We start from the raw sequence: 17,346 nt of genomic DNA, 5'->3' as shown, positions 1-17,346 counted from the left end.
CGTGGGCGGACAATTGAGGAAAGGGGTCGCATGATGGACGGTTCCCAGGACATGCTCACCGGCGAACAGCGGATCCGGAACTTCAACATCAACTTCGGGCCCCAGCACCCGGCCGCGCACGGCGTGCTGCGCATGGTGCTGGAGCTCGACGGCGAGATCGTCGAGCGGGTGGACCCGCATATCGGCCTGCTGCACCGTGGCACCGAGAAGCTGATGGAAAGCCGCACCTACCTGCAGAACCTGCCGTATTTCGACCGGCTGGACTATGTGGCGCCGATGAACCAGGAGCACGCCTGGTGCCTCGCGATCGAGAAGCTCACCGGCACGGTGATCTCGCGCCGCGCCTCGCTGATCCGGGTGCTGTTCTGCGAGATCGGCCGCATCCTCAACCACCTGCTCAACGTCACCACCCAGGCGATGGACGTGGGCGCGCTCACCCCGCCGCTCTGGGGCTTCGAGGAGCGCGAGAAGCTGGTGATCTTCTACGAGCGGGCCTCGGGCGCGCGCTTCCACGCCGCCTATTTCCGCCCCGGCGGCGTCCACCAGGACCTGCCGCCGAAGCTGATCGACGACATCTTCCAGTGGACCGAGGAATTCCCCGAGAAGCTCGACGACATCGACGGGCTGATCACCGAGAACCGCATCTTCAAGCAGCGCAACGTGGACATCGCGGTGATCTCGCAGCAGGAGGCGCTCGACTACGGCTATTCCGGCGTGATGGTGCGCGGCTCGGGCATGGCCTGGGACCTGCGCCGCGCCCAGCCCTACGAGTGCTACGACGAGTTCGACTTCCGCATCCCCGTGGGCAGGAACGGTGACTGCTACGACCGCTACATCTGCCGCATGCAGGAGATGCGCGAGAGCGTGAAGATCATGCGCCAGGCGCTGGAGAAGCTCGACCAGTGCAAGGGCGAGGACGTGATGGTGCGCGGCAAGCTTACCCCGCCGCCGCGCGGCGAGATGAAGACCTCCATGGAGGCGCTCATCCACCACTTCAAGCTCTACACCGAGGGCTTCCACGTGCCGGCGGGCGAGGTGTATGCCGCCGTCGAGGCGCCGAAGGGCGAATTCGGCGTCTACCTCGTGTCGGACGGCACCAACAAGCCGTATCGCGCCAAGCTGCGCGCGCCGGGCTACCCGCATCTCGCCTCGATGGACCACATCTGCCGCGGCCATCAGCTCGCCGATGTCTCCGCCATCCTCGGCTCGCTCGATATCGTGTTCGGCGAGGTGGATCGCTGATGGAACTCGAGACCGCAGCAGGGCTGGGGAAACTGATCGGCGGCCTGGTCGCCGTCACGGTTCTCGCGTCGCCTGTCGGTCTCCTGGTGGGCGGCGGCATGTGTCTCTTCGGGCGCAGCAGCTGGTCCGCCTCGCTCGTCTTCGGCATCGCGGCCTCGGTGGTCGCCGGTGGCGTCGTTACAATTCTCTGGAGGGCCTGATGCTCCGCCGTCTTCACCCCGAACAGCCCGAAAGCTTCGCTTTCACCGACGCCAACCTGGAATGGGCGAAGCAGCAGCTGCTGAAATATCCCGAAGGGCGCCAGGCCTCGGCGGTGATCCCGCTCCTGTGGCGCGCGCAGGAGCAGGAGGGCTGGGTGAGCCGGCCGGCCATCGAATACGTGGCCGAGCTCCTCGGCATGGCCTATATCCGCGTGCTGGAGGTGGCGACATTCTACTTCATGTTCCAGCTCCAACCCGTTGGAAAGATTGCACATGTCCAGGTGTGTGGCACCACCTCCTGCATGATTTGCGGCGCGGAGGACCTGATCTCGGTCTGCCGTGAGAAGATCGCCCCGCATGCCCTTGAAATCAGCGGTGACGGCAAGTTCTCCTGGGAAGAGGTCGAGTGTCTCGGCGCCTGCGCCAACGCGCCCATGGTGCAGATCGGCAAGGATTTCTACGAGGATCTCACCCGCGAGAGCTTCATCGCCATTCTCGATGCGCTGGCGCGCGGCGAGGTGCCGGTGCCCGGCTCTCAGTCCGGGCGCTTCGCGGCCGAGCCCGCGGGCGGCGTGACGGCGCTGAAGCAGTTCGCCATCCCGCAGGACAAGCACAATGCCTCCGTGGCCCGCGCCGTGGCGCTGGGGGACACGATCGCCCGCATCACCGGCGAGGAGGAGGCCTACAGCTATCACCCCGGGCCCGCCACCCAGGCCGAGGGCCCGGCGACCGACCCCGAGCCGGAGGTGCCCGCCGAGGGTGAGCGCCAGGCCCAGGCCGAGCTGCACGACGCCGAGACCAAGGGCCGTCCCGAGCGCACCGACCATGTGGAGGAGAGCGGCTCCGGCGCCGAGCCCGAGCGGCTCGATGCCCCGCGCGGCGGCGCGGCGGACGATCTCAAGCAGATCAAGGGCCTCGGGCCCAAGGCCGAGGAGGCGCTGAACGCGCTCGGCATCTACCATCTCGACCAGATCGCCGCCTGGTCGGAGGACAACCTGCTCTGGGTCGAGGCGCAGGTCGATTTCCTCGGCACCCGGCCGGAGCGTGACAACTGGGTCGCGATGGCCCGGGCGCTGGTCGGCGACGAGAAGACCACCGGCTGAGGCCGGTCCGGCCCCGCGCGGGGCCGGGAAACGAACGAGGCCGCGGCAGGTGCCGCGGTCCCACGGAGGGGATGCAAGCGGACATGCCGATGGCTGACCGGAACGAGACAGGGACGAACGCCCGCGCGGCCGCCATCGTGATCGTGGCGACGATGCTGCTGTGGATGGGCGGCTCCGCGCTCGGCGGTCATCTCGGCCTGCCTGTCCGATATGCGTTCCTGCTGGATTTTGCGGCGCTCGGCGGCTTCGCCTGGGCGCTCATCGTGCTCTACCGGGCCTGGCGCAAGGGCCGTGAGGAAGGGAAGTAATCATGCTTGCGGATCAGGATCGCATCTTCACCAACATCTACGGGATGCACGACCGTAGCCTCGCCGGTGCCCGCAAGCGCGGTCACTGGGACGGCACGGCCGACCTTCTCGCCAAGGGCCGCGACTGGATCGTGAACGAGGTCAAGACCTCCGGCCTGCGCGGCCGCGGCGGTGCGGGCTTCCCCACCGGCATGAAGTGGTCCTTCATGCCCAAGGAGAGCGACGGCCGTCCCTCCTACCTCGTTGTGAACGCCGACGAATCCGAGCCCGCGACCTGCAAGGACCGCGAGATCATGCGCCACGACCCGCACACGCTGGTCGAGGGCTGCCTGGTGGCCGGGTTCGGCATGGGGGCGGTGGCCGCCTACATCTACATCCGCGGCGAGTTCATCCGCGAGCGCGAGGCCCTGCAGGCCGCCATCGACGAGGCCTATGACGCAGGCCTCATCGGGCGCAACGCCTGCGGCTCGGGCTACGATTTCGACGTCTACCTCCACCACGGCGCCGGCGCCTACATCTGCGGCGAGGAAACCGCGCTGCTCGAGAGCCTCGAGGGCCGCAAGGGCATGCCGCGGCTGAAGCCGCCGTTCCCGGCGAACACCGGCCTCTACGGCTGCCCGACCACGGTGAACAACGTCGAGTCGATCGCCGTCGCCCCCACCATCCTGCGCCGCGGCGCCGGCTGGTTCTCCTCCTTCGGGCGGCCGAACAACGCCGGCGTGAAGCTCTTCGGCATGTCCGGCCACGTGAACACGCCCTGCGTGGTGGAGGAGAGCATGTCGATCTCGATGAAGGAACTCATCGAGAAGCATGGCGGCGGCGTGCGCGGCGGCTGGAAGAACCTCAAGGCGATCATCCCCGGCGGCGCGTCCTGCCCGATCCTGCCGGCCGATCTCTGCGACACCGCGATCATGGATTACGACGGCATGCGCGAGCTCAAGAGCTCCTTCGGCACCGCCTGCATGATCGTGATGGACCAGAACACCGATGTCATCAAGGCGGTGTGGCGGTTGTCGAAATTCTTCAAGCACGAGAGCTGCGGCCAGTGCACGCCCTGCCGCGAGGGCACGGGCTGGATGATGCGCGTGATGGACCGTCTGGTCACCGGCGATGCCGAGCCGGAGGAGATCGACATGCTCCTCGACGTCACCAAGCAGGTGGAGGGCCACACGATCTGCGCCCTCGGCGATGCCGCGGCCTGGCCGATCCAGGGCCTGATCCGGCATTACCGCAACGAGATCGAGGACCGTATCAAGGCGAAGCGCACCGGCCGCGTCTCCGCCGTGGCGGCGGAGTGATCGCATGGCCGGTGTGAAGGACAGGCGCATGGCAAGGCGCGAGAACAAGGCTCCGGCGCAAAACGGCGCCCGGAAGGAGGCAGTGGCATGAGCGATCTGCGAAAAATCATCATCGACGACATGGAGGTGGAGGTCGATCCGGCGCTCACCCTCCTGCAGGCCTGCGAGCAGGCGGGCGTCGAGATCCCGCGCTTCTGCTACCACGAGCGTCTCTCCATCGCCGGCAACTGCCGCATGTGCCTGGTGGAAGTGGTCGGCGGTCCGCCGAAGCCCGCCGCCTCCTGTGCCATGCAGGTGCGCGACCTGCGGCCCGGGCCGGAAGGCGCGCCGCCGGTGATCAAGACCAAGTCTCCCATGGTCAAGAAGGCCCGCGAGGGGGTGATGGAGTTCCTGCTCATCAACCACCCGCTCGACTGCCCGATCTGCGACCAGGGCGGAGAATGCGACCTGCAGGACCAGGCGATGGCCTATGGCGTCGACTTCTCGCGCTTCCGCGAGGAGAAGCGCTCGGCCATCGACCTCGACCTCGGGCCGCTGGTCGAGACCCACATGACCCGCTGCATCTCCTGCACCCGCTGCGTGCGCTTCACCACCGAGGTGGCCGGCAGCACCGAGATGGGCCAGACCGGCCGCGGCGAGGACAGCGAGATCACCTCCTACCTCAACCAGACGCTGAGCTCGGAGCTGCAGGGCAACATCATCGACCTCTGCCCGGTGGGCGCGCTGGTCTCCAAGCCCTATGCCTTCACCGCCCGGCCCTGGGAGCTCCGGAAGACCGAGAGCATCGACGTGATGGACGCGCTCGGCTCCAACATCCGGGTCGACACCCGCGGTCGCGAGGTGATGCGGATCGTGCCGCGCAACCATGACGGCGTGAACGAGGAGTGGATCTCCGACAAGACCCGCTTCATCTGGGACGGCCTGCGCCGCCAGCGGCTCGACCGGCCCTATATCCGCGAGAACGGCAAGCTGCGCGCCGCCACCTGGGGCGAGGCGCTGGCCGCCGCCGCCCTGGCGATGAAGGGGGGCAAGCTCGCCGCGCTCGCCGGTGACCTCGCGCCGGTGGAGGCGATCTATGCCCTCGGCCAGCTGGTGGGCGGGCTCGGCGGCACGGTCGAGTGCCGCACCGACGGCGCACGCCTGCCGATCGGCAACCGCGCCGCCTATGCCGGCACCGCGAAGATCGAGGACATCGACAGCGCTGAGCTGGTGCTGCTCATCGGCACCAACCCGCGCGCCGAGGCGCCGGTGCTCAACGCCCGCATCCGCAAGGCCTGGCTCAACGGCGCCGCAGTGGCGATGGTGGGCGAGGCGGTCGACCTCACCTATGATTACGAGCACATCGGCGCGGACCGCGCCGCGCTCTCCAAGGTGCTGGAGCGCGGTGCCAGCGACGCGGCGAAGGAGAAATCCTCCGTGGTGATCGTGGGGCAGGGCGCGCTCTCGGGCTCCGACGGCGAGGCGGTTCTGGCCGCGGCGCAGCAGATCTGCGCCGACACCGGCTCGGGCCTGCTCATCCTGCACACCGCGGCGAGCCGCGTGGGCGCGATGGACGTGGGCTTTGCCACCGAGGGCGGTATCTCCGCCGCGCTCGAGGGGGCGGAGGTGATCTACAACCTCGGCGCCGACGAAATCGAGATCCCCGCCGGGGCGACGGTGATCTACCAGGGCAGCCACGGCGACCGTGGCGCGCACCGGGCCGACATCATCCTGCCCGGCGCCGCCTACACCGAGGAGACCGGCATCTTCGTGAACACCGAGGGCCGGCCGCAGATGGCGCATCGCGCCGGCTTCCCTCCGGGCGAGGCGAAGGAGAACTGGGCCATCCTGCGTGCGCTTTCGGGCGAGATGGGTGCGAAGCTGCCCTTCGACAGCATCACCCAGCTGCGCGCGGCCCTCTTCGCGGCCCATCCGCATCTCGCCGCCATCGACAGCGTGCCGGTGAACGAGCCGGTGGCGCTGAGCGCGGGCAGCTTCGCGGAGGGGGATTTCATCAACCCGATCCGCGACCATTACCTCACCAATCCGATCGCCCGGGCCTCGTCGGTCATGGCCGAGCTTTCCAAACTGGCGGCGTCCCGCGTGCTGCCCGTGGCCGCGGAGTAAGAGATGGACTTCTTCGACACCAATTTCGGGATCTTCCTCATCATCCTCGGGCAGTGCCTGCTGGTGACGGTGCTGCTTCTCGTGTCGCTGGCCTTCCTGCTGGTGCTCGACCGCAAGGTCTGGGGCGCGGTGCAGCTGCGCCGCTCGGTGAACGTGGTGGGCCCGTTCGGCCTGCTGCAGTCCTTCGCGGATTTCATCAAGTTCGCGCTGAAGGAAATCGTGGTGCCCGGCGGCGCCGACAAGACGGTGTTCTTCCTCGCGCCGATGATGAGCTTCGTGCTCGCCACCATCGCCTGGGCGGCGGTGCCGTTCAACGCGGGCGAGGACTCGGTCTGGGTCATCGCCAACGTGAACGTGGGCATCCTCTACATCTTCGCCATCTCCTCGCTCGAGGTCTACGGCGTGATCATGGGCGGCTGGGCGTCGAACTCGAAATATCCCTTCCTGGGCGGCTTGCGCTCGGCGGCGCAGATGATCTCCTACGAGGTCTCGATCGGCCTGATCATCGTCGGCGTGCTGATCTCCACCGGCTCGCTCAACCTCGCCGACATCGTGATGGCGCAGTCCGGCAGCTACGGGTTCTTCTCCTGGTACTGGCTGCCGCACCTGCCGATGGTGGTGCTGTTCTTCGTCTCCGCCCTGGCCGAGACCAACCGCCCGCCCTTCGACCTTCCGGAAGCGGAGTCGGAGCTCGTGGCCGGCTACCAGGTGGAATATTCCTCCACGCCGTACCTGCTGTTCATGGTCGGCGAGTACATGGCCATCGTGCTGATGTGCGCGCTCATCTCGCTGCTGTTCTTCGGCGGCTGGCTGTCGCCCATCCCGGGCCTGCCGGACGGTATCCTGTGGTTCATCCTCAAGATCCTGTTCTTCTTCTTCCTCTTCGCGATGGTGAAGGCCATCGTCCCGCGGTACCGCTACGACCAGTTGATGCGCCTGGGCTGGAAAGTGTTCCTGCCGATGTCGCTGGGCTGGGTCGTGATCGTGGCCGCATTCGCACAATACGGAGTCCCGGGCTATGCCCGGTGGTAAGGAGCCGATAATGGGTATCCAGTGGAACCGAGCCATCCGATACTTCCTGCTGGCCGATTTCATCGGCGGGTTCAGGCTCGGCATGAAATACTTCTTCAAGCCGAAGGCGACGCTCAACTATCCGCACGAGAAGGGGCCGCTCTCGCCCCGTTTCCGCGGCGAGCATGCGCTGCGCCGCTACCCGAACGGGGAGGAGCGCTGCATCGCCTGCAAGCTGTGTGAGGCGATCTGCCCCGCGCAGGCCATCACCATCGAGGCGGAACCGCGCGAGGACGGCTCGCGCCGCACCACGCGCTACGACATCGACATGACCAAGTGCATCTACTGCGGCTTCTGCCAGGAAGCCTGCCCGGTGGATGCGATCGTGGAGGGGCCGAACTTCGAGTTCTCCACCGAAACCCGCGAGGAGCTGTTCTACAACAAGGACAAGCTGCTGGCGAACGGCGAGCGGTGGGAGGCGGAGATCGCCCGCAACATCGAACTCGACGCGCCCTACAGGTGAGGACGGCATGGGCAGCTGGGCACCCGACGCCTTCGGCAACGACGACGCGATGGACTGGCTTTCGGAGTTCGAGGCCGACCCGGAGGGCGCGGTGACATCCGCGCTCGACATCGGCGACGGCCAGGTCGAGGCCGATGCGGGCGCTGCTGCCATTGCCGCGGCGGAGGCGGTCGCGACCGCCTTCGGGCGTTCCTCGCCGGAGGTCGACGAGGAGATCATCGCGAGGATCCTGCCCCATGCGGAGGCGGTGCGCGAGATCCCGGATGTCCGGGACAGCGCCATCACCGCGCTGGAGGAGGTCCTGGGAGAGAACAGTGAGCTCGCTGAGCTCTGGAACGAAGCGGATGACCCGGCCTGGGCGGCCGCCGTCGCCGATCTGAGCGACCGGCTCGAATGACCGGATCGGGGAGAGACACATGATAACCTTCGCCTTTTACCTCTTCGCCTGCGTCGCGGTGGCTGGCGGCCTCCTGACGGTGCTGGCCCGCAACCCGGTTCACTCTGTGCTGTGGCTGATCCTCACCTTCTTCTCCTCGGCGGGGCTCTTCGTGCTGATGGGGGCGGAGTTCGTCGCCATGCTGATGCTCATCGTCTACGTGGGCGCGGTGGCGGTGCTCTTCCTCTTCGTGGTGATGATGCTCGACGTCGACTTCGCCGAGCTGAAATCGGGCATGGTGCATTACCTGCCGCTCGCCGGGCTGATGGGCATCATCCTGCTGCTCGAGCTGGGCATGGTGGTGGGCATCTCCAGCGGCTGGGCCTTCGCCGACGCCGCCCCCACGCTGCGCGCCGCCGTGGCGCCGGCGCCGGAGGACGTGAGCAACACCGCCGCCCTCGGCCAGCTCATCTACACACGCTACGTCTACCTCTTCCAGGCAGCGGGCCTCATCCTGCTGACGGCGATGATCGGCGCCATCGTGCTGACGCTGCGCCACCGGGTGGACGTGAAACGCCAGAACGTCCTCGAGCAGATGTACCGCGACCCCAAGGCCGCGGTGGAGCTGATGGACGTCAAGCCAGGGCAGGGGATCTGAGCTCATGATCGGTCTGGAACATTATCTCACCGTCGCATCGATCCTCTTCGTGATCGGCATCTTCGGCATCTTCCTCAACCGGAAGAACATCATCGTCATCCTGATGTCGCTCGAGCTGATGCTGCTGTCGGTGAACATCAACCTCGTGGCCTTCTCTTCCCATCTGGGCGATCTGGTGGGCCAGGTCTTCACGCTCTTCGTGCTCACGGTCGCGGCGGCCGAGGCGGCGATCGGTCTCGCGATCCTCGTCTGCTTCTTCCGCAACCGCGGAACGATCGCGGTCGAAGACGTCAACATGATGAAGGGCTGAAGGTCTTATGGTCGAAATCATCCTGTTCGCACCGCTGCTCGGCGCGCTGATCGCCGGGTTCGGCTGGCGCATCACCGGCGAGAAGGTGGCGATGTATGTCACCACGGGGCTGCTCTTTCTCTGCGCGCTCCTGAGCTGGATAGCCTTCTTCACCACGCCCGAGCATGCAGAGGCGCACACGATCTTCCGCTGGATCGAGACCGGGTCCTTCTCGGCCGACTGGGCGGTGCGCGTCGACCGGCTCACCACGGTGATGCTGGTGGTGGTGACCACGGTCTCCGCCCTCGTGCACCTCTATTCCATGGGCTACATGGACCATGACCCGCAGTGGAAGGAGGGCGAGAGCTACAAGCCGCGCTTCTTCGCCTATCTCTCCTTCTTCACCTTCGCCATGCTGATGCTGGTGACGGCGGACAACCTGGCCCAGATGTTCTTCGGCTGGGAAGGCGTGGGCGTGGCCTCCTACCTGCTGATCGGCTTCTACTACCGCAAGCCCTCGGCCGGCGCGGCGGCGATGAAGGCCTTCATCATCAACCGCGTGGGCGACTTCGGGTTCCTGCTCGGCATGCTGGCGCTGTTCTTCGTCACCGATTCCATCCAGTTCGACGTGATCTTCGACCAGGCGCCGGAACTGGCGCAGCAGAGCATCACCTTCCTGAGCTGGGACGTCTCGGCGGCCGAGATCATCGGCTTCCTGCTGTTCATCGGCGCGATGGGCAAGTCGGCGCAGCTGCTGCTGCACACCTGGCTGCCCGACGCGATGGAGGGCCCGACCCCGGTCTCCGCCCTCATCCACGCCGCGACCATGGTCACGGCCGGCGTGTTCCTCGTGTGCCGCATGTCGCCGCTCTACGAGTTCGCGCCGATCGCCACCGGCTTCATCACCGTGATCGGCGGGCTCACCGCCTTCTTCGCCGCCACGGTGGGCCTGGTGCAGAACGACATCAAGCGCGTCATCGCCTATTCCACCTGTTCGCAACTCGGCTACATGTTCGCCGCGGCCGGCGTCGGGGTCTACCAGGCGGCGATGTTCCACCTCTTCACCCATGCCTTCTTCAAGGCGCTGCTGTTCCTCTGCGCCGGTTCGGTGATCCATGCGATGCACCATGAACAGGACATGAGGGCCTATGGCGGCCTGCGCAAGAAGATCCCCGTCACGTTCTGGTGCATGATCCTCGGCACGCTCGCCATCACCGGCGTGGGCATCCCGCTGATCTCCTTCGGCGTGCCGTTCGGCTTCGCGGGCTTCGTCTCGAAGGACGCGATCATCGAGAGCACCTTCGCGGCCCACAGCGCCACCGGCGAGTTCGCCTTCGTGCTGCTGGTGATCGCGGCGCTGTTCACCAGCTTCTACTCCTGGCGGCTGATCTTCATGACCTTCTTCGGCAAGCCGCGCGGCGACCATCACACCTTCGAGCACGCGCATGAGAGCCCGAAGGTGATGCTGGTGCCCCTGCTGGTGCTCTCCGTGGGCGCCGTGCTGGCCGGCATGATCTGGTATGGCGGCTTCATCGGCCACCACTGGGAGGAATTCTGGGGCGAGGCGATCTTCCAGGGCGCGGAGAACGAGGTGCTGCACCACAGCCACGACGTGCCTGTCTGGGTGAAGCTGATGCCGTTCCTTGCCATGCTGATCGGGCTCGTCACCGCCTGGGCCTTCTACATCCGCACCCCGGAGCTGCCGGGCAAGCTGGCGAAGGCGCACCCGGCCATCTACCAGTTCCTGCTCAACAAGTGGTACTTCGACGAGCTCTACGCCTACATCTTCGTGCGGCCCTTCCGCTGGCTCGGCCGCTTCCTGTGGAACGCGGGTGACCGCTCGACCATCGACGGGGGCATCAACGGCTTCGCGATGATCTTCCTGCCCATGCTCAGCCGGCTCGCGGGCCGCGCCCAGTCGGGCTACGTCTTCCACTACGCCTTCGCGATGATCGTCGGCCTGATCCTCATCATCACCTGGTTTGCCGTTTCCGGAGGAGCGCACTGATGGGCAGTCTTCCCATTCTCTCCATCATCACATTCCTCCCGCTGATCGGGGCGGCGGTGCTGCTGCTGCTGCTGCGGGGGAATGACGAGATGGCGGTGCGCAACGCGAAATGGCTCGCACTGCTCACCACGCTCGCCACCTTCGTGCTGTCGCTGGCGCTGCTCTTCGGCTTCGACAGCGCCGACACCGGCTTCCAGTTCGTCGAGGAGGCGGCCTGGCTCGGGCCGCTGAAATACCAGATGGGCGTCGACGGCATCTCGGTGCTGCTGGTGATGCTCACCACCTTCCTGATGCCCATGGTCATCGCCTGCTCCTGGCATGTCGAGAACCGGGTGAAGGAATACATGATCGCCTTCCTCGTGCTCGAGGCGCTCATGGTCGGCGTGTTCTGCGCGCTCGACGTGGTGCTGTTCTACCTGTTCTTCGAGGCCAGCCTCATCCCGATGTTCCTGATCATCGGCATCTGGGGCGGCAAGGAGAAGGTCTACGCCTCCTTCAAGTACTTCCTCTACACGCTGTTCGGCTCGGTGCTGATGCTCATCGCCATCGCGGCGATGTACGCGGACGCCGGCACCACCGACATCCGCCTGCTGCTGCAGCACGATTTCTCGCATGAGCCGATCGACCTCTGGGGCTGGCACATCGTGGGCGGCGTGCAGCTGCTGATGTGGTGGGGCTTCTTCGTGAGCTTCGCGGTAAAGATGCCGATGTTCCCGGTGCACACCTGGCTCGCGGATGCCCACGTGCAGGCGCCCACGGCGGGCTCGGTGGTGCTGGCCGCCATCCTGCTGAAGGTGGGCGGCTACGGCTTCCTGCGCTTCTGCCTGCCGATGTTCCCCGTGGCGTCCGACATGATGCAGGACTTCGTGTTCCTGCTCTCGGTCATCGCCATCGTGTACGCCTCGCTGGTGGCGATGGTGCAGGAGGACATGAAGAAGCTCATTGCCTACTCCTCGGTGGCGCACATGGGCTTCGTGACCCTCGGCATCTTCGCGGGCAACCAGCAGGGCGTCGACGGCTCGCTGTTCCTGATGCTCAGCCACGGCTTCATCTCCGGCGGCCTGTTCCTGTGCGTCGGCGTGCTCTACGACCGCATGCACACCCGTGACATCGACGCCTACGGCGGTCTCGTCATCCGCATGCCGGTCTACGCGCTCACCTTCATGCTGTTCACGCTGGGCAATGCCGGCCTGCCGGGCACCTCGGGCTTCGTGGGCGAGTTCCTCACGCTGCTGGGCGCCTACCAGGCCAACAGCTGGGCGGCCTTCGGCGCGGCCACCGGCGTGGTGCTCTCGGCCTGCTACACGCTGTGGCTCTACCGCCGGGTGATGTTCGGAGACCTGATCAAGCAGAGCCTGAGCCAGATCACCGACATGTCGACCCGCGAGAAGGCGATCTTCGCGCCGCTGATCATCGCCACCATCGTGCTCGGCGTCTATCCGAGCCTCGTCATCGACATCTTCGGCCCCTCGGTGACGGCGCTGCTGCACTCCTACGATACCGCACTGGCAGACGCTGCGACGCAGCTTGCCGGCAACTGAGCCCCGGAGAGAGACAATGATTGGCAACGATATCCAGGTCGTCCTCCCGGAGCTGGTGATGGCGCTCTTCGCCATCGCCGCCCTGATGTGGGGCGTGTTCCGGGACAAGGACGGCGAGACCGGCCTGCTGATCTGGGCCACCGCCGCCGTGATGGCGCTGGTCGGGCTGTGGATCGGCTTTTCCTCGCCGGGTACCCAGGTCGCCTTCCACGGCGCCTTCGTGAACGACGGCTTCGCCCGCTTCTCGAAGGTCACGCTGCTGCTCGGCGGCGCCGCGGTGCTGGGCATGTCGAACGACTACCTGCGCCGCCGCGACCTGCTGCGCTTCGAGTTCCCGGTGCTGGTGGCGCTCTCCACCGTGGGCATGATGATGATGGTCTCCGCGGGTGATCTCATCGCGCTCTACATGGGGCTGGAGCTGTCCTCGCTCGCACTCTACGTCATCGCCGCCGTGCGGCGCGACAGCATTCGCTCCACCGAGGCGGGCCTGAAGTACTTCGTGCTCGGCGCGCTCTCCTCGGGCCTGCTGCTCTACGGCGCGAGCCTGGTCTACGGCTATTCCGGCGCCACCGAGTTCACCGCCATCGCCTCGGTGGTGGATGAGGAGGGGCTGGGCCTCGGCCTGCTCTTCGGCATCGTGTTCATGTGCTGCGGCCTCGCCTTCAAGATCTCGGCGGCGCCCTTCCACATGTGGACCCCGGACGTCTACGAGGGCTCGCCCACCCCGGTGACCGCCTTCTTCGCCACCGCGCCCAAGGTGGCGGCGGCGGCGATGTTCGCCCGGGTGCTCTTCGCCGCCTTCGGCGACGCGGTGGCCGACTGGCAGCAGATCCTCGCCTTCCTCGCGCTGGTGTCGATGTTCCTCGGCGCGGTGGCGGCGATCAAGCAGACCAACATCAAGCGCCTGATGGCCTATTCCTCGATCTCGCACATGGGCTACGCCCTCGTCGGGCTCGCGGCCGGCACACAGGCGGGCGCTGAATCGCTGCTCATCTACCTTGCGATCTACGTCACCACCAACGTCGGCATGTTCGCCTTCATCCTCAACATGGAGCGTGACGGCGTGCCGGTGACCGACCTGCGCAGCCTCGCGGGCTATGCCAGCATCGAGCCGGCGCGCGCGCTGGCGCTGATGCTGCTGCTGTTCTCGCTGGCCGGCATCCCGCCGCTGGTGGGCTTCTTCGGGAAGTTCTACGTCTTCGTGGCGGCGGTGGACGCAGGGCTGGCCTGGCTGGCGCTGCTCGGCGCGCTCGCCTCGGTGATCGGCTCCTACTACTACCTGCGCATCGTCTACCTGATGTATTTCGGGGCGGGGGACACGCGGCTCACCGGCTCGATGCCGTTCAGCCACGCGGTGTTCCTCGGCGTCTCCGCGGGGGCCATGGCCATCGGCTGGCTGCCGGTGATCAACCTCTTCGGGGTGGAGCAGGTCGCCTCCGCCGCGGCCGCCACGCTGCTCAACTGAGGTGACGGTCTGGCCCGAAGCTGTCCGGAGACTGTTGCTCGACGAGGTGGACAGCACCAATGCCGAGGCCCTGCGACGGGCCTCGGCGGGGGAGCGCGGGCCGCTCTGGATCAGCGCCCGGCGGCAGGTCGCCGGGCGTGGCCGTCGGGGCAGGGGCTGGAGCGCGCCGGAGGGAAACCTTTCCGCCAGCCTGCTGATGACCCCGCGCGGCACCCCGGCCGAGGCAGCCCTGCGCTCGTTCACCGCGGCGCTGGCGCTGCGCGAGGCGCTGGAGGCGGTCACCGGCCGGCCCGCGCTCTTCTCCCTCAAGTGGCCCAATGACGTGCTGATGTCGGGCGCCAAGCTCGCCGGCATCCTGCTCGAACGCTCGGGCACCGAGGGGCCGCTGGTCATCGGCATCGGGGTGAACCTGCGCCACGCGCCCCCGGCCGAAGCGCTGGAGCCCGGCGCCCTGCGCCCGGTCGCGCTGGCGGACACCGGCATCCGGGTGGAGCCGGAGGCGCTGCTCGAACCGCTCGCCGCGGGCTTCGCGCGGCGCGAGGCGCAGTTCCTCTCGGAGGGGTTTGCCCCCTTGCGCGCGGAATGGCTCGGTTTTGCCGCCCGGCTGGGCGAGACCGTCACCGCCCGCTTCGCCGACCGCAGCCTCACCGGCATTTTCGAGACGGTGGACGCCGCGGGGGCGCTTGTTCTAAACACGGGCACCGCCCGGCACGAGATCACGGCCGCAGACATCCAGTTCAGCTGAAGGAGCGCCCGATGCTTCTCGCCATCGACGTTGGCAACACCAACACGCTTTTCGCCGTGCATGACGGGCAGGACTTCGTGGCGCAATGGCGCTGCGCCACCCAGCCCCAGCGCACGGCCGACGAATACTTCGTCTGGCTCGACGCGCTGATGAAGCACACCGGGCTCGACCCGAAGGGGATCACCGACGTGGTGGTCTCCTCCGTGGTGCCGCGGGTGCTGTTCAACCTGCGGGTCTTCTCGCAGCGCTACTTCGACACCCGCGCCCTGGTGGTGGGGCGCGACGATTGCGAGCTGGGCATCGACGTGCGGGTCGACCCCGGCACCCAGGTGGGCGCCGACCGGCTGGTGAACACCGTGGGCGCATTCCGCCTTTACGGCGGCGACCTCATCGTGGTGGACTTCGGCACCGCCACCACCTTCGACGTGGTGGGGGCGGACGGCGCCTACGAGGGCGGGGTGATCGCCCCGGGCGTCAACCTCAGCCTCGAGGCGCTGCACATGGCCGCCGCGGCGCTGCCGCATATCGACGTCACCAAGCCCGCCCAGGTGGTGGGGCAGAACACGGTGGCCTGCATGCAGTCCGGCATCTTCTGGGGCTATGTCGGCCTGGTGGAGGGCATCTGCCAGCGCATCGCCGAGGAGCGTGACCGGCGCATGCAGGTGATCGGCACCGGCGGGCTCTCGACACTCTTCGCGCAGGGGACTAAAGCGCTCGACATCATCGACACGGATCTGACCATTCACGGGCTCGTGCACATCAACGAAACCAACCGAGGCAGAAACCACGAATGAGCAAATCCGCGGAACTGGTCTTCCTCCCGCTCGGCGGGGCCGGCGAGATCGGCATGAACATGTATCTCTACGGGGTCGGCCCCGAGCGCGACCGCCACTGGATCATGGTCGACTGCGGCGTCACCTTCGGCGACATGGAGACGACGCCGGGCGTCGATCTCATCATGGCCGACCCGGAGTTCATCGCCGCGCAGTCCGATCGGCTGCACGGCCTCTTCCTCACCCATGCGCACGAGGATCACGTGGGCGCGCTCGGCCGGCTCTGGCCCGAGCTCGAGTGCCCGATCTACGCGCGCCGCTTCACCGGGCGCATCGCCGAGGGCAAGATGGCCGAGGCGGGGCTCGACACCTCCGCCATCCAGGTCTGCCCCGCGATGCCGGAGATGATCCAGGCCGGGCCGTTCCGGGTCGGCTTCATGCCGATCTCGCACTCGATCCCGGAAGCCTCGGCGCTGGTGATCGAGGCCGGCGGCCACCGCATCCTGCACAGCGGCGACTTCAAGGTCGACCGTGACCCGCAGGTGGGCGAGCCCTTCGACCCCGCCGCCTTTGAGGCGCTCGGCCGCCAGGGCGTCGACGCGCTGGTCTGCGACAGCACCAACGTGTTCAGCCCCAACCCCGGCCGCTCCGAGGCCGAGATCGTCGAACCCATCGCCGAGCTGGTGAAGGGCGCGAAGGGGCTGGTCATCGCCACCACCTTCGCCTCCAACATCGCCCGGCTGCGCACGCTGGCGCGGGCGGCAAAGGGCGCGGGCCGCTCCGTCGCCCTGCAGGGCCGCGCCATGCAGCGCATGCTCACCGCGGCGCGCGAGACCGGGGTGCTGAAGGATTTCCCCGACATCCTCTCCGAGGAGCGCATGCTCGACACGCCGGCCGAGCACCTGATGGTGCTCGCCTCCGGCAGCCAGGGCGAGCGCCGCGCCGCCGTGGCGCAGATCGCCAACGGCTCCTCGCCCCGGGTGCGGGCCGAGCCGGGCGACATGGTGCTGTTCTCCTCCAAGACCATCCCGGGCAACGAGAAATCCGTCGCCCGCATCGTGAACCGCTTCTCCGAGCAGGGCGCGCAGGTGGTCGATGACAGCGGCGGGCTCTACCATGTCTCGGGCCATGCCAACCGGCCGGACCTGCAGCAGCTCCACCGCCTGGTGCAGCCGAAGCTGCTGGTGCCGATGCACGGCGAGCATCGCCACCTGGTCGAGCATGCCGGCCTCGCGCGCGAGAGCGGCATCCCGAGCCTTGTGGTGACCAACGGTGCCATCGCCCGGCTCGCGGGCGGGCCGGCCGAGATCGTCGGCTCCGCCGACACCGGGCGGCTCTACCTCGACGGCAGCCTGCTCATCGGCGCCTTCGACGGCGTGGTGCGCGACCGGCTGAAGCTCGCGCTGCGCGGGCTGATCGTGGCCGGCGTGGTGGTCGACCAGGAGGGCGATCTCGCCGCCGATCCGGTGGTGCGCATCCAGGGCGTGGCCAATGACCTCGACGAGGAGATCCGCGACCTCGCCGGGGCGATGGAGGACGCGATCGATGCCGCCTTCGACCGGGCGAACGCGAAGCAGCTGCGCTCCGACGAGGCGATCGAGACGCTGGTCTCGAGCACCTGTTCGCAGCTCTGCCGCCGCCTCACCGGCCGCAAGCCGGTGGTGACGGTGCTGGTCTCGCGCGTCGAGACCGACTGAGGC

Annotated in this window: 17 protein-coding genes; all 17 read left to right on the top strand. The window is 67.4% G+C overall.

All coding sequences use genetic code 11. The features are described 5' to 3' along the window. Positions 1 to 30: 30 nt before the first annotated feature. The 17 genes from D3P35_RS01745 to D3P35_RS01665 all read left to right on the top strand — a co-directional run bounded on the left by D3P35_RS01745 (position 31) and on the right by D3P35_RS01665 (position 17,343). A complete protein-coding gene (locus tag D3P35_RS01745; RefSeq protein ID WP_198670420.1) occupies positions 31 to 1,242 on the top strand; it encodes an NADH-quinone oxidoreductase subunit D in 1,212 nt (403 codons plus the stop codon). After that, complete coding sequence (locus D3P35_RS01740; RefSeq protein WP_118132722.1) at positions 1,242 to 1,442, top strand: hypothetical protein; 201 nt, start codon at positions 1,242 to 1,244, stop codon at positions 1,440 to 1,442. The genes D3P35_RS01745 and D3P35_RS01740 overlap by 1 nt, the downstream gene beginning before the upstream one ends. After that, positions 1,442 to 2,545 carry an NADH-quinone oxidoreductase subunit NuoE gene (nuoE, locus tag D3P35_RS01735; RefSeq protein WP_118132721.1) on the top strand — a complete coding sequence of 368 codons (1,104 nt, stop codon included), beginning with the start codon at positions 1,442 to 1,444 and terminating at the stop codon, positions 2,543 to 2,545. Before D3P35_RS01740 ends, nuoE begins: the two co-directional genes overlap by 1 nt. A gap of 89 nt (positions 2,546 to 2,634) precedes the next feature. Then, positions 2,635 to 2,853, top strand: a complete 219-nt coding sequence (locus D3P35_RS01730; protein ID WP_118132720.1) for a DUF5337 domain-containing protein — start codon at positions 2,635 to 2,637, stop codon at positions 2,851 to 2,853. Between the two features lie 2 nt (positions 2,854 to 2,855). Continuing rightward, a complete protein-coding gene (gene nuoF / locus D3P35_RS01725) occupies positions 2,856 to 4,151 on the top strand; it encodes an NADH-quinone oxidoreductase subunit NuoF (protein ID WP_118132719.1) in 1,296 nt (431 codons plus the stop codon). 87 nt (positions 4,152 to 4,238) lie between these two features. Then, positions 4,239 to 6,257, top strand: coding sequence for an NADH-quinone oxidoreductase subunit NuoG (gene nuoG / locus D3P35_RS01720; protein ID WP_118132718.1), 2,019 nt, complete (start codon positions 4,239 to 4,241; stop codon positions 6,255 to 6,257). Between the two features lie 3 nt (positions 6,258 to 6,260). Beyond that, positions 6,261 to 7,289, top strand: a complete 1,029-nt coding sequence (nuoH, locus tag D3P35_RS01715; protein ID WP_118132717.1) for an NADH-quinone oxidoreductase subunit NuoH — start codon at positions 6,261 to 6,263, stop codon at positions 7,287 to 7,289. A gap of 10 nt (positions 7,290 to 7,299) precedes the next feature. Beyond that, positions 7,300 to 7,791, top strand: coding sequence for an NADH-quinone oxidoreductase subunit NuoI (gene nuoI / locus D3P35_RS01710; RefSeq protein ID WP_118132716.1), 492 nt, complete (start codon positions 7,300 to 7,302; stop codon positions 7,789 to 7,791). Positions 7,792 to 7,798: 7 nt separating this feature from the next. Continuing rightward, complete coding sequence (locus D3P35_RS01705) at positions 7,799 to 8,188, top strand: DUF4259 domain-containing protein (RefSeq protein ID WP_118132715.1); 390 nt, start codon at positions 7,799 to 7,801, stop codon at positions 8,186 to 8,188. Positions 8,189 to 8,207: 19 nt separating this feature from the next. Further along, positions 8,208 to 8,825, top strand: a complete 618-nt coding sequence (locus D3P35_RS01700) for an NADH-quinone oxidoreductase subunit J (RefSeq protein WP_118132714.1) — start codon at positions 8,208 to 8,210, stop codon at positions 8,823 to 8,825. Positions 8,826 to 8,829: 4 nt separating this feature from the next. Continuing rightward, positions 8,830 to 9,135: an NADH-quinone oxidoreductase subunit NuoK gene (gene nuoK / locus D3P35_RS01695; protein WP_118132713.1), complete on the top strand. Its 306-nt coding sequence runs from the start codon at positions 8,830 to 8,832 to the stop codon at positions 9,133 to 9,135. A 7-nt stretch (positions 9,136 to 9,142) separates the two neighbouring features. Continuing rightward, on the top strand, positions 9,143 to 11,122 hold the full coding sequence (nuoL, locus tag D3P35_RS01690; protein WP_118132712.1) for an NADH-quinone oxidoreductase subunit L: 1,980 nt from the start codon (positions 9,143 to 9,145) through the stop codon (positions 11,120 to 11,122). After that, positions 11,122 to 12,663 carry an NADH-quinone oxidoreductase subunit M gene (locus D3P35_RS01685; RefSeq protein WP_118132711.1) on the top strand — a complete coding sequence of 514 codons (1,542 nt, stop codon included), beginning with the start codon at positions 11,122 to 11,124 and terminating at the stop codon, positions 12,661 to 12,663. Before nuoL ends, D3P35_RS01685 begins: the two co-directional genes overlap by 1 nt. Positions 12,664 to 12,679: 16 nt before the next feature. Next, positions 12,680 to 14,128 (top strand): NADH-quinone oxidoreductase subunit NuoN, encoded by a 1,449-nt coding sequence (gene nuoN / locus D3P35_RS01680; RefSeq protein WP_118132710.1) that lies wholly within the window; start codon positions 12,680 to 12,682, stop codon positions 14,126 to 14,128. Between the two features lie 34 nt (positions 14,129 to 14,162). Further along, on the top strand, positions 14,163 to 14,873 hold the full coding sequence (locus tag D3P35_RS01675; RefSeq protein WP_118132709.1) for a biotin--[acetyl-CoA-carboxylase] ligase: 711 nt from the start codon (positions 14,163 to 14,165) through the stop codon (positions 14,871 to 14,873). An 11-nt stretch (positions 14,874 to 14,884) separates the two neighbouring features. Next, positions 14,885 to 15,667, top strand: a complete 783-nt coding sequence (locus tag D3P35_RS01670) for a type III pantothenate kinase (RefSeq protein WP_118132708.1) — start codon at positions 14,885 to 14,887, stop codon at positions 15,665 to 15,667. Next, positions 15,664 to 17,343 (top strand): ribonuclease J, encoded by a 1,680-nt coding sequence (locus D3P35_RS01665; protein ID WP_118132707.1) that lies wholly within the window; start codon positions 15,664 to 15,666, stop codon positions 17,341 to 17,343. The genes D3P35_RS01670 and D3P35_RS01665 overlap by 4 nt, the downstream gene beginning before the upstream one ends. Positions 17,344 to 17,346 lie beyond the last annotated feature (3 nt).

This window comes from Oceanicella sp. SM1341 (genome assembly GCF_003448965.1).
In the GTDB taxonomy this organism is placed as follows: Bacteria; Pseudomonadota; Alphaproteobacteria; order Rhodobacterales; family Rhodobacteraceae; genus Paroceanicella.
This window is presented reverse-complemented; position numbering and strand designations above follow the sequence as displayed.